Origin of the sequence: Paenibacillus sp. FSL R7-0198 (assembly GCF_038000415.1) — a bacterium.
Classification (GTDB): Bacteria; Bacillota; Bacilli; order Paenibacillales; family Paenibacillaceae; genus Paenibacillus.
Map to the genome: position 1 here is coordinate 5,392,651 of NZ_JBBOCB010000001.1, position 12,923 is coordinate 5,405,573.

12 protein-coding genes and 1 pseudogene are annotated in these 12,923 nt (G+C 45.7%); 11 read left to right on the plus strand and 2 right to left on the minus strand.

Annotated features, from left to right (window positions below):
* The first annotated feature begins 69 nt into the window (after nucleotides 1–69).
* From MKY87_RS23460 to MKY87_RS23490, 6 genes and pseudogenes are all read left to right on the plus strand, one after another.
* The gene (locus MKY87_RS23460) at nucleotides 70–1,821 is read left to right on the plus strand and encodes an ABC transporter ATP-binding protein (RefSeq protein WP_445669464.1); all 1,752 of its coding nucleotides are present in this window, start codon (nucleotides 70–72) and stop codon (nucleotides 1,819–1,821) included.
* Nucleotides 1,818–2,125 (plus strand): annotated as a pseudogene (locus tag MKY87_RS30765) (Rpn family recombination-promoting nuclease/putative transposase); the annotation flags it as partial. The gene MKY87_RS23460 and the pseudogene MKY87_RS30765, both read left to right, overlap by 4 nt.
* A 346-nt stretch (nucleotides 2,126–2,471) precedes the next feature.
* A complete protein-coding gene (recQ, locus tag MKY87_RS23475) occupies nucleotides 2,472–4,352 on the plus strand; it encodes a DNA helicase RecQ (RefSeq protein WP_249911442.1) in 1,881 nt (626 codons plus the stop codon).
* Between the two features lie 642 nt (nucleotides 4,353–4,994).
* Nucleotides 4,995–7,037 (plus strand): B12-binding domain-containing radical SAM protein, encoded by a 2,043-nt coding sequence (locus tag MKY87_RS23480; RefSeq protein WP_340966402.1) that lies wholly within the window; start codon nucleotides 4,995–4,997, stop codon nucleotides 7,035–7,037.
* 152 nt (nucleotides 7,038–7,189) lie between these two features.
* Entirely contained in the window at nucleotides 7,190–7,834 is a 645-nt protein-coding gene (locus MKY87_RS23485; RefSeq protein ID WP_340966403.1) for a DUF3885 domain-containing protein, read from the plus strand.
* Between the two features lie 115 nt (nucleotides 7,835–7,949).
* Entirely contained in the window at nucleotides 7,950–8,429 is a 480-nt protein-coding gene (locus MKY87_RS23490) for a hypothetical protein (protein WP_074094068.1), read from the plus strand.
* A 70-nt stretch (nucleotides 8,430–8,499) separates the two neighbouring features.
* Here the strand turns inward: MKY87_RS23490 and MKY87_RS23495 are convergent, their stop codons facing one another.
* Nucleotides 8,500–9,159 carry a hypothetical protein gene (locus MKY87_RS23495; protein ID WP_340966405.1) on the minus strand — a complete coding sequence of 220 codons (660 nt, stop codon included), beginning with the start codon at nucleotides 9,157–9,159 and terminating at the stop codon, nucleotides 8,500–8,502.
* Between the two features lie 68 nt (nucleotides 9,160–9,227).
* Between MKY87_RS23495 and MKY87_RS23500 the strand changes: the two genes are divergently transcribed.
* The 3 genes from MKY87_RS23500 to MKY87_RS23510 all read left to right on the plus strand — a co-directional run bounded on the left by MKY87_RS23500 (nucleotide 9,228) and on the right by MKY87_RS23510 (nucleotide 10,873).
* Nucleotides 9,228–9,818 carry a histidine phosphatase family protein gene (locus tag MKY87_RS23500; protein WP_340966407.1) on the plus strand — a complete coding sequence of 197 codons (591 nt, stop codon included), beginning with the start codon at nucleotides 9,228–9,230 and terminating at the stop codon, nucleotides 9,816–9,818.
* Nucleotides 9,819–9,891: 73 nt separating this feature from the next.
* Entirely contained in the window at nucleotides 9,892–10,242 is a 351-nt protein-coding gene (locus MKY87_RS23505) for a hypothetical protein (RefSeq protein WP_340966408.1), read from the plus strand.
* A 46-nt stretch (nucleotides 10,243–10,288) separates the two neighbouring features.
* Entirely contained in the window at nucleotides 10,289–10,873 is a 585-nt protein-coding gene (locus MKY87_RS23510; protein WP_340967539.1) for a chloramphenicol phosphotransferase CPT family protein, read from the plus strand.
* A 42-nt stretch (nucleotides 10,874–10,915) separates the two neighbouring features.
* On the opposite strand, the gene MKY87_RS23515 is transcribed toward MKY87_RS23510, so the two are convergent.
* Complete coding sequence (locus MKY87_RS23515; protein ID WP_340966410.1) at nucleotides 10,916–11,290, minus strand: hypothetical protein; 375 nt, start codon at nucleotides 11,288–11,290, stop codon at nucleotides 10,916–10,918.
* A 160-nt stretch (nucleotides 11,291–11,450) separates the two neighbouring features.
* On the opposite strand from MKY87_RS23515, the gene MKY87_RS23520 reads away from it, so the two are divergent.
* Both MKY87_RS23520 and MKY87_RS23525 read left to right on the plus strand, forming a co-directional pair.
* Nucleotides 11,451–11,744 (plus strand): hypothetical protein, encoded by a 294-nt coding sequence (locus tag MKY87_RS23520; protein ID WP_338592457.1) that lies wholly within the window; start codon nucleotides 11,451–11,453, stop codon nucleotides 11,742–11,744.
* 137 nt (nucleotides 11,745–11,881) lie between these two features.
* Nucleotides 11,882–12,922, plus strand: coding sequence for an ABC transporter substrate-binding protein (locus tag MKY87_RS23525; RefSeq protein WP_340966411.1), 1,041 nt, complete (start codon nucleotides 11,882–11,884; stop codon nucleotides 12,920–12,922).
* The last annotated feature ends 1 nt before the right edge of the window (nucleotide 12,923 follow it).

Here is a 12,923-nt window from a genome sequence, read left to right on the forward strand (position 1 = left end):
AGTGATGTTCCAGATGACCCAAAGCAAGCTGTATCATTGGCAACGGTATGGCCCGTTATTTTTCGCTGGATGAAACCTTATGGATTAGCTGTAGCGATCTTGCTCATTTTTATCGCAGCAGATGCGGTCTTTGATTGGGGACTTGCCTTTGTACAGGGGTTCTTCGTAGACGCTATTCATAATGGGGGACAGGAGCAGCTTAATGCTACGGCGTTGATCTTTATCGCCATTCTGGCAGGATTTATCGTGTTGCTCGCGATGCATCGTTATGTGCTGGTATGGCTCAAGGAATCAATACAACGGGACATGTCCATGGATCTGTTGAAACTGTTAAACCGGATGCCTTATTCTTGGGTGCGCAGACAGAAGTCCGGGGATGTGATGCTTCGCATCAAGGAGGACACGAAGCATGGTGCAGAAGTTGTGGAGGCTATTGAAGAGGGGGTTACGGTTGTATTCATCATTGCTCTATCGCTGGGATACTTGTACAGAGCAGATGCATGGGTTGCGGTTATCGCCTTGGTAAGTGCAGGGGCAATCTGGTTTACGGCGAGGTTGTATGATCAGCGAATTGTACATCTGTCCGATGAGGTCGAATCCCGGGAAGGCGAGTCCCAAGAACAGATCCAGCAGTATGTTGAAGGGATACCGGTGATTCAGATGTATGATGCTTCACCGTGGTTTCTTGCTCGTTTTCGAACACAACAGCAATCACTGAATCGTGTTCAGGCCAAGTTACAGATGACTTTGAGCATGTCGGATAACGTAGCGATGGCAGTGTTTGGTCTGGCTCAGTTGGCAGCATTGTTCCTTATTGCTTTGTCTGCGGCTAGGGGGACTTTGTCTCCGGGCATGGTTGTTGCAAGTAGTCTGCTGTTCGAATTGGTGGTATGGCCAGTACTCGGCTTGTCCAGCCAGTGGAGTCAGATGCAAGCCAGCGTGGGTGCATTTGGACGTATCTCTGCATGGTTTAAGTTGGGTGAACACAAGAAGACAGACTCAGCCAAAACTAAGGACGCGGAGCTTGCACAGGGAATGTGTGACCAAGATCAAGGGAGTACACAAAAAGGGGCACATAAAGAGAACGAAATGGCTATGCTACGTCTTGAACAGGTTACGGTAAAAGATGAAGACAGTGGTCGGAAGATTCTGGATCAGATTACGCTTAATCTCTTTCCTGGTGAACTGGTTGCGGTAGTTGGCGCCAGCGGTGCTGGCAAATCTACACTGTGCCAAGTGTGTGCAGGGCTGATCGAGCCAACACACGGAAGCATATTGCTGGGTGATAAACATGTTGCAGAGTATGTAGAGATGGATGACCAGTCCAGACTGACGTATATGCCGCAGACACCAACTTTTTTCACAGGAAGTATTGAAGACAATATCCGTCTGGGTTCAGACGTTACATTGGACAAGGTAAAGCTTGCGGCAGGGCAGGCAGGTTTGCATGAATACATTGAGGCACAGGAAGGACAATACGCAGCAATGTTGCAAGAGAAGGGGGCCAATTTATCTGGAGGCCAACAGCAGCGACTGTCGCTTGCTAGACTCTTTATGAGGTCATCGGATCTGTATATTCTGGACGAACCAACGTCATCACTGGATATTCAGACAGAACAGAAGGTGATGAATCACTTGTTGAACTTTATGAAAGGCAGAATAGGATTGCTCGTCACACATCGCATGGAGGTTGCCCGTCAGTGCTCTCGTATCTTTGTGATGGAACATGGCCGAATTGCCGAGGATGGGACGCATGAACAGCTGATGCAGAGGAAAGGATTGTATTATCGCATGAATGCAAAAGGCGGTGATACAACATGAATGAATCTGGGGTTAAGAAAGTAAGGGATACGTCGGAGTTACTCAGTCAGGATCGGGAGGCACGTCGTTTGTATGAAGAGCGGCAGAAGTATTTGCATGATGAAGCTTCCATGAGTGAGTGGGCTACGGAAAAGGGCATAGCCCATGCATGTAATAGCCAAGGGATAGAAAAGGGATGAGTAGAAGGGGAAAAAGAAAGACGATTGAGATTGCGAAGAAATTCCTCTCACTAGGGCTCGAAGTTTCTGTTATTGCAAAGGCCAGTGGCTTGCCGGAGTCTGAGGTAGAGTCGTTAAAAGATTAAAGTGAAGTTATAAGGTGTGGTAGGTTCACCAGATGAATGGGTACGGGTACACTAGCATGATATGAGTGTGATTTGTGAATAAAAGTTTAATGCAATCGTTTTGCCTACCTATGGCAGGACGGTTGTTTTTATTTTCATGAAGAAGGTTCAAACGTTTTACAGTAAAACGCGGTTGCTCATTCGGGGCTGGGCCGTTAAACTAAAGGGAGCGGCGTTTGCTTGACGGACAAGTCATGAGAACGCCATTTTGTTGTCAAGGATGCGGTATATGAGCCGCTTTCGGATGTCAGAATCGGATCGGACCAAGCTGGTGGAGAAACACCGGTGATAAGTAAGGAGTCTTTACATGAGTGTGCAAACACCTACATTAGAAGAAGCGCAGGGTCTCCTGCAAAAATATTATGGCTACCCCGACTTCCGTGAGGGACAGAAAAAGATCGTAGCCAGCCTGCTCGAACGTGAAGATACGTTGGGTATTATGCCAACCGGGGGCGGTAAGTCGATCTGTTATCAGATCCCAGCCCTGTTATATTCGGGACTGACACTTGTTGTCTCCCCGTTGATCTCATTGATGAAGGACCAGGTCGATGCGTTGACGACCGCCGGAATTGCTGCCGCGTATATTAATAGTACACTTAGCGGCAAAGAAGTGAATGATCGCATCCGCGCGGCGCAGCGCGGTGAGCTGAAGCTGCTCTATGTCGCGCCTGAGCGACTGGAGCTGGATTGGTTCCGCGAGGAGATGGGCTATTTGCCGATCTCGTGCGTTGCTGTGGATGAGGCCCACTGTGTGTCACAGTGGGGGCATGATTTTCGGACAAGCTACCTGGCGGTAGCGCCGTTTGTGGACAGTTTGCCGGAGCGGCCGGTGGTTGCGGCCTTTACGGCTACAGCGACGCCCGAGGTCATGGGCGATATTCTGCGGCTGCTGCGTTTGCAGGACCCGCAGACGTATGTGACCGGACTGGGGCGGGATAATCTGGCGTTTAGCGTGCTGCGCGGCGAGAGCAAGAAGGACTTTGTCCTGAATTATGCGCGCGAGCATGCCAGCGAGCCAGGGATTGTGTATGCCGCGACCCGTAAGGACGTGGACGATCTGCATCAGCGTTTGTTGCAGGCGGGATTGCCCGCTGGACGTTACCATGCAGGCATGACGGACGATGAACGGGCCCAGAGCCAGGAAGCTTTTTTGTACGATGATATCCGAGTGATGGTGGCGACCAATGCGTTCGGGATGGGGATTGATAAATCGAACGTGCGTTACGTCATTCATAACAGCATGCCGAAGAACATGGAGGCATATGTACAGGAAGCCGGACGTGCGGGCCGGGACGGAGAGCCCAGTCAGTGTATTCTGTTATTCGGGGCACAGGACATTATCACCCAGAAGTTCCTGATTGAGCAGAATCCAATGGAGGGCGACCGCAAACAGAACGATTACAGGAAGCTGCAACAGATGGTGGATTACTGTTACACAACGCGTTGTCTGCGCAGTGCGCAGCTGGATTATTTCGGTGAGGTGCATGACGATACACCTTGCGGTATTTGCAGTTCCTGTACGGACGACCGCGAGCTGGTAGACATGACGATTGATGCACAGAAAATATTTAGCTGTATTCATCGCATGCGTGAGCGGTACGGTGTATCATTGGTTGCTTCGGTGCTCAAAGGTTCCCGTGCCAAAAAGGTACTCGATTACGGCTTCAACTCTCTGCCAACCTACGGCGTGATGGGCAATCGGACAGAGCGCGAGATATCGGAGATCATCAACGTGATGGTATCCGAAGGATATCTGATGTTGTCCGAGGGACAGTATCCGGTTGTACGTCTGCAACCACTTGCGGTGGAAGTGCTCAAAGGCCAGCGTGAAGTGATGCAGCGTGTCGTCCGCAAGACAGCGGCAACGGCTTCGGGTACGAATTACGGCGGACGTCGCGGACGCGATGCAATGCCATCTGCAGTTAATGAGACGGTATTTGAACAACTTCGTCTGATCCGTCGTGATCTGGCGGCGAAAGAGCATGTACCATCGTACATTATCTTCAATGACGCGACTCTGCGTGAGATGAGTGTGGTATGCCCACAGACAGAACGTGACATGCTGGATATCAAAGGGGTCGGTGAGGTCAAGTACCGCAAGTACGGACTGCCGTTCCTGGAGTTTTTCCAGAAGCAATCGGGCGAAGAAGTGGATACGGATGATGATGCGTTTTACGAGTATGAGTAGGTATGAGCAGGTTTAAGTAAGTATGAGTGAGTATGATCAATTATGAGCGAGTTTGGCTGGCTGGGATGGAGTGAGAACTTTTTTTGCATTCGCCATTTAAAGTCTTTGAAGTTCATGACACGTACAGCTTAATTGATCAAAAAGTTGATAGTTATGCTTCATGAAAGTCGATGGTTCGTCCATGATATGGGGGAAGTTTCGGCAGAGGTTCGGCTAAAAGCTAGAGGCTCAAGGCAGTAAGATAGGGATAACGAATTGTGGATGGAACATGATTGAGGTCTTTTACAGGTTGAAGTTGAGCTTGAAGTTAATTGTAGTGTCTCTGTATTGTGGACAAAAGAAGGTGAATTGTCTTTCAAAGGGTGGACATTGGCGTTAGAAAGGGCTGACCGTATCACATACAGCATGTAGTTTTGTTGTATGTATTTCATACTGTATGTTGTGTTTTTCGTTTGGCGTGGTGTATATGTCTTTTTGAAAAGAGTGTCCACTCTTTGAAAGACAAAAGTTGGATATGTCCATGAGACATGGAATGGCTAGTTCAAAAGAGGTTTAGATGAACAGCATCCGGGGCAGGATGGCTGTGCAGCTTTCCTTTTACAAAAAAATATGGTCTGGGTGTCCAGGCAAAGGTTGTGAACCATGAAGGTTATTCTTTCTACATTAAATGCAAAGTACATCCATACCTCCTTGGCCTTGCGGTGTCTGAAGGCATACAGTGAGAAGGATTTTGATATTGACCTGGCGGAGTATACGATCAAGGACCCGGTGATGAACATTGTGTCTGATCTGTACCAGCGCGGCGCGGACGTGATTGGTTTCTCGTGTTACATCTGGAACATCGAAGAGACGATCAAGGTCATTGATAATCTGAAAAAGGTTATGCCGAACGTGAAAATTCTGCTGGGCGGGCCGGAAGTGTCCTACGACACGGAATATTGGATGAACCGGATTCCCAATGTTGATTTCATCGTGATGGGTGAAGGGGAAGAGACGCTGCATCAGCTTTTGATGGAGCTTGAAGGAAGCAAGAAGTTCCACTTTGTCTATGGACTGGCGTATCGCAAAGGGGAAGAAGTCATTCTCATGCCAGGACGGCCAAAAGCGGATCTGAACGATCTGCCTTCACCGCATCGATTTGAAGAGGATATTCCGGAGCTTGGGAAACGGGTTGTTTATTTTGAGACCAGTCGTGGCTGTCCGTTCAGTTGTCAGTTCTGTCTGTCCAGTATTGAGGTCGGCGTGCGGTATTACGATATTGAGCGGACAAAGTCGGACATTCTGTACCTGATCGAGAAGGGCGCGAAGCTGATCAAATTTGTGGACCGGACGTTCAACATCAAGCGGGATTATGCGCTCGAAATGTTCAAATTCTTGATTGAGAATCATCAGGGGACAGTGTTTCAGTTTGAAATCACGGCGGATATTATGCGTCCCGAGGTACTCGACTATTTGGCAGAGAATGCGCCTCCGGGTACATTCCGCTTCGAAATTGGAGTGCAGTCCACGAACGATCCGACAAATGAACTGGTGAAACGCCGCCAGAACTTTACCAAGCTGAGCCGTACGGTCAACAAGGTAAAAGCCAGTGGCAAAATCGATCAGCATCTGGATCTCATCGCCGGACTGCCGGAGGAAGATTACAATACGTTCCGCAAAACGTTTAACGATGTGTTTGCACTGGGACCAGAAGAGCTTCAGCTGGGTTTCCTCAAAATGCTGCGTGGTACGGGTCTGCGTCTGGATGCGGAGAAGTACAACTATACGTACATGGATCACGCGCCGTATGAGATTCTGGGCAGTGACGTGTTGCCGTTCAGCGACATCGTACGCCTGAAACGGCTGGAGGATGTGCTGGAGAAATACTGGAACGCACACCGGATGGACCATACGCTGAAGTATCTGATGGAGCAGGAGTTCAACTCGCCGTTTGATTTCTTCCAGGCGTTTGGGGATTACTGGGAAGGTCAGGGATGGCAGAAGATTGGTCACCAACTGGAGGATCTGTTCACTCGTCTGCACAGCTTCCTGGAGTCGCGGAACACGCCGCATATGGATATCGTGCTCGGCCTGATGAAGCTGGATTATTTCCTTGGGCACAAATACAAACCACGCAAAATCTGGTGGGAAGATCCGCTTCAGAAAGATCAGTGGGCGGGTTATATGAAAACGTTGGCTGAACGTCCGGAAGACGTTCGTCTGCCACGTGTTGCCGGTGCCGCAGGCACGGCATGGCTCGAAAGCAGCGGCACGGGTCCGAGTGTCGCTGGGGCAAGTTCGGCTGCTGCCGGAGAAGACTCTGCCGCAGATGCGGCGGGTGTGATCGGCAGCGAAGCCGGGGGTGCAGCGTCGCTCACTTCGGGCGACGCAACAGGGTCCGCCGCGGATGGAGCGGCGGACATGGTGGACGGCAACGCTTCGCGTGCGTTGCCGATGACCTCGGCCATGACCGCACAGACGGTCATGGGTGCCCGTGCTTTCGCCGACCTTGGTCTCGGCGAAAAGGAACTGCAGAAGCACACCGTATTGGATGTGCTTCCGTTCCGGCTTGAGCGTGTGCTAGCTGGCGCCAGCCCGCTTGCCGCGAAAGGCCGGACGCTGCTGGTCGTTGTGTACCAGCAGCATGAAGGGCAGCAGGCGCAGTATTACACGCTGCAGCTGGGTGAAGAAGCCGCTGCCATGTAGGTGTAGCAGCCTGGAGATAAGCTGCATGGCCAATTGGCATCATGCAGCAAGAGGAAGCGCCACGACGATGAGGTCGGGGCGCTTTTTTTTACAACAGCAAAGCTCTCATATTAAGGTACTGTAAAAAACCTAGAAGACACGGAGGCCACAGAATGGATCTGAAGACGTATCTGGCAGAGCATTTTCCAAACCTGACCTTAGAAGCGCCTCTTTTTTATAATTGGGATGTTGCAATACGATTCGAACTTGGCAATCCTCTGATGTTTGGAACGAATACGGAGTATTACATGGAACAAGTTTATCATCGATCACTTGAACTATTTAAGGCTCTTCATGATCAAGAAGATGAAATCCTATTAATAACTCAAGCTTATTTTGCAGATAAGCCTAAACACAAAGTGAAAAAATTGAACCTGTACAGAAAATATATCAAGAAGAAAGGGCCAATTAGAGCCTTGAGCCTTGAGATATTTCCAGGTCTGGATTGTGAAACAGGTGACATCTCAGACCCAAGGAACAACATGTATAGGTACTGGACTAAATGTAGAGTTGAGGACTTGAAATATAATCAGTTAATCAAAGCTATATGTAATCATGATGTTGGAATTAAGCCAAAGATATATCATAGGGTGTATTTCATTAATATAAGTAAGAAAACGATATTTCATATCTATGATGATAGAGGTTGCGATGTTATTTCAGCATCAAAGGAAGAGCTGAGGGGTATTTATAAAGAATATAGTGATTGGATTTTAGATTATGATAGAGACAGAATTAACAAGGTATTTTTAGGATAGTGGGTTGGATGATCCAATACAATTTTCTGATGTTGATCGCGCAGGGATAATGTATTATTTGAAACACAGGTTTGGAAAGAACTTCAAGAGTGTTCAGATGTAAGGAGTAAGGATTATGGATAAAAAAGAAAAGAAGTTTATCATTGTTATGATTGTACTTGCTGTAGTTGTATTAGGAGCTATATGGTACCTAAAAGTAGGATATTTATTAAAGAAACCAGAGATGCCCGAAGCAAATATTGCAATTCAGACCCAAATGGTCGATGGTGGTGCGATTAGTTTACGAAATGCTGATTACACCGAAAATCAAATCAAGGTTGGATATGAAGTGAAAGGGTTCAGTTTGGAGGAATATAATATTGCTTGTGAGATTTATCATGACGGACATTTGATTTCAACTTCTGGCTCAACAGGTGGGGGTTTGATAGAACTGGACGAAAAGCATTATTACTTCATTGCTAGTGAGAATATAACTCAAATGAATCTGCCTGAATCTATACATCTAAACGTGGAGATTAAAGTGATACCCAATGATTTTAGACAAAAATCGATAACTTCATCCTTTGACGTAAGCCTTGATAAAGAAGTGCAATAGTTTGAAGAGGGCAGTCATTCCCGGTGATTAAGACAACTGCTAAAGGGATGATTGTTGTATGGTGAAAGCCTCAATTCAAATGGTACTTCTTCATGACAGAGTCGCGAAATGTCGCGTAATTGGATAACGCTTGTGCAGTGGAGGATTGAGGTAAACTATATTGAGTTATCCCTTCAAGGCTGAATTTGCCTAGGTTATAATTGATTAATCCATAATCACCAAAGGTGTTTTTCATCAAGAAAAGCACACTTTTATCACCCTTCTGCAGTTCTACATAGTCATTAATTGTATATTTGACGTCCCCTTCCAAGCTAACAGGTTCAATGATTGTCAATTTGTTCTGATCTGAAGGGAAGTCGTTGGGTTTCTTCAATATCTTTTCAATCTTGATGTTTGTATTAGTGTGATAGGATTGCATGGTTCCATCATCAAATGCAGTAATAACATGCTCTCGATCTCTGAAATCTTCTGTGGCATAACCAATAACGATCAGTTCAGCAAACGCATCCAGCTTATCTATTTCATGAAATATTAAAGAGTTGGCTGAAAGGTTGACGACGTTATGAATGGGCACATCCGGTTTCGATTGACCATTTGCGTAAGCGATTGCAGCAGCAGAGATAGCCAATACGAATAAAGAGACTAATACAACCTTCCTTTTGAAAAAAGACATGATCTCATCCTCTCCGTTAGATTTAACTTCTTTTCTTTTGAAAGCATCTTGCTTCATTTCTACTATAACTTTTATATCATTAGCGTGACCATAAATTTTAATAGAAGAAATTCAAGGAGGGTCCTATGAAGACCATCGTTTATATGGTTAGGCATGCGGAGTCACCGTATACGGAAGGAACGGAAAGAACGGAAAGAACGAGGGGGCTTACCCTGCAGGGCAAGATGAATGCAGAACGAATAACGGAAATATTAACGAATGAAGGAATACATTCCATCGTCTCAAGTCCTTATGCCAGGGCTATTCTAACCTTAGAAGGTGTGGCAGCAGCGTTAGATTTAGATATTCAGATCATGGAGGATCTTCGGGAAAGACATTTTTCAGATGATATGATTGCGGATGAGGAGTTCGAGCCTGCTTCGAAGAAAATGTTTGATGACCCGGATTATGCATTGCCAGGAGGCGAGTCGAACACGGTTTGCCAGAATAGGGCAGTGGGCATGTTGAAACAGATTTTAGAAGAGTACAAGGGTAAAAAAGTGGCGATCGGCACACACGGACATGTAATGACGTTGATGATAAACTACTTTGATTCGAGTTACGGATTGGATTTTATGAATCAAACCAAGAAACCGGACATTTATCGATTACAATTTGACGAGATGGAATTAGAGAACGTGACAAGGCTATGGAGCGAATGGGGTGAAGGTGAATAGGCGTGAACGCTTGTTCATAATTTTGGTTACAGGTAAAGTATAGATATAATTGAATTTTAGAGGGGTGACTCCAATGACGTTACAAAACTTGTTTCATCAAAAACCAACGAAGTTATGGAATGAAAGAATGATTGAAGGCGGAGATGAGCTCTTCACAGAAGAGAGATTACTCAAGTCTGATCAAGCCCTGGATACATATTTGCACCAATTAATAGCATTACAAGAAACGAAAGATTGTGAGCGCATGATGAAGGCTGTAGAAGAAGTTGTGCTTAGGTTTAATGAAATGAATGAGGCCAATGGTTACTTTATTGAGACGATGGAACGTGAAGAATTGGCTGATTTTATAGACAAGGCGGCTAGGCTGGCTGGTTTAGACATTCAGGAGGATGAAGATATTACGGAAGAATGGAGAGAATGGTAATTCGGCAGAACAGTGTTTTCCAATTTTAATGATAAGGGTGATCAATATGGAACGAGGACTCATTATATTTTTGAACGGAACGTCAAGTTCGGGGAAGACGAGCATCGCCATGGAAATGAAAAATCAGGAAGATATTCCGTTTCATCATCTGTCTGTAGATCAATTTCTGCATAATTATGATCAATTTATCGACAATACATATCCAGATATGAAACCAACTAGAGAAGTAGAGCACCATGTCATGACAGATATCCTGTTCGACCCCATCAATTCGATGTACTGTGCAACCATTAAACTGTTTTCGGAGATGGGTTTGAATGTCATCGTGGATACGGTCATCAGCAATGACAAGTGGTTTAACGATTTTTATGATTTACTATCGGATTATCCGATATTGTTTGTAGGCGTGCAGTGCTCAAAAGAAGAACTCACCAGAAGAGAGCAGAGCAGGGGAGATCGCGAGATTGGACTTGCCCATTCCCAGTTTGACTACATCTACTCTTATGATGAATATGATCTGGAAGTAAATACGGAAGAGCTTAGCTCAGCTGCATGCGCGGAAAAAATATTAAGTTATATGAAGTCTGATCAGGAATACTTGGCATTTAAGAAGCTAAGCAGAAGAGACTGAAGCTGATTGCGTCAGATCATATGATATCCATTCCAATGAAAGTTAGGGATTCGGCCAAATCTTTTTCTTAGAGTTGCTGCCAGGACCTAATAAGTAGATTTCATCAACATTCCCATAAGTATTAGAAAATGAAATTGTGAAGTCTTTACTACCACCGATAGGAAGTTTACTGCCTTTAATCTGAATGAAAAGTGAGTTGTTATGAAGTGAGAGGTAGTAGCCGTGATATCTGCTAATACTGTCTGCAAATCCACCTTTTATCGTAATAAGCTCAGGAGAAACTTCAGTTCTCGTAACCATTGTCTTGTCAGGATCGACAACTTTGTTTAACATATAAAGTCCAATGATAATAGGAACAACGACAATAATAACTGCGCTAACAATAATGCTAAACTTCATGTTTGGTCGCATATTCATTATTCACCTCATAATTAGATGATATGAATCGATGTCTCAATACTCATTGGGCATCGATTTATTGTATTTAATCAGAACAGAATTCTACGTTTAGAAATACTAGGCTCACTTAAATAATATACTAATTCACTTTTTTTGTAGAGATAGGTGGAGGTCACCGATGGAAATTAACGCTAAGAATCCGGAAGAACATATCCAACATATGTTGCAGGCGATCATCGAAAAAACTCAATCCATCATTAACGATCAAGGAAAGCAGTCCTTCGGCTCACTGGAATATTTCCTGGGACATATTTTAGAGTATAGGGATGAACAGCAATACCTGACAGATGATTGGCATATCCGAACACCGCGGTGGTTAGGGGAGTATGGAAATACGCCGGAGGAAGAAGAGCTTCTTTCAGACATCTACCGACTGCAAGGGTATATCGCTGAGAAATTAAAGGGCGGATAAAAGGCTTGCCATGTCGCATTAGTCCGGCTGAAATGTCGCAAAAGTACATGGTAACACGATACGGAGATCGTATATACTCTCTTTAAGTTTCGATAATGAAAATCATTATCAGTATTATACATAAGGGGGATTCACAAATGAAACAAGGAACAAAGGGGCAAGCGGCTGGTAACAAAGCCTATGCTGCTCACAAATCACGATTATTCATGGGCTTGATGTTGGCCCTTATTCTTGTATTGACAGCTTGCGGTGCTGCAACAGGTACAGATAGCGGTAAGCAATCTGCAGCAACGCCAGCGGAGACACCTGCGAATGCAGAAACACAGACCGACGGAGCTTTTCCCGTAACGATCAAGGGTATGAAGGGTGACATCACTCTAAACGAAAAACCAAAGAAAATTGCAGTGCTGGATGTTAAATTTCTGGATCAAATGTTAGCGGTTGGCGAGAAGCCAGCAGGTAGTGTTATCGCTGGAGGTAACACCGATTTTCCAGAATACTTAGGCGATCAACCGAGTGATGTACAGGTTCTGGGTACACGGGACGAGCCTAATCTGGAAGCGATTGTTGCACTCGACCCGGATCTGATCATTATGACCGACTTCCAGGAGAAGCAGTATGAGAGTGTAAGCAAAATTGCACCTACACTGGTACTCGATTTCTACGAAGATTGGCGGGAGACTTTAGCTACAGTAGCTAAGATTACAGACAAGCAGGACGAGGCAGAGAAAGTGCGTACAGCGTATGAAGACAAAATTGCCGGGCTGAAGACAAAATTGTCAGAGAAGCTGGGCGATGAAACGGTGGCGATTATTCGTCCACGAAAAGAAGGAATTCGTGTTCACGGAATTGAGCACCGCATTGGCGGTATTATTTATAATGACTTGGGACTGAAGATGCCTGCTTTGGTGCAGGAGATTAATGAAGATGGTTCCGTAGAAATCTCGATGGAAAAAGTGCCTGAGATCGGGGCAGATCGTTATTTTGTGCTGTCGGATGAGCTGTTTGCAGCAGAGGCAGAGGCGATGTTAAGTAATCCCGTCTGGAAGTCCCTTGACGCTGTGAAAAATAACCGCACGTATGACGTAAACTCAACTCTGTGGATCGCTTATTACGGACCGCTTGCGATTAATCTGATTGTAGATCAGGCATCGGAAGCCCTGCTCGGATCGAACTAAT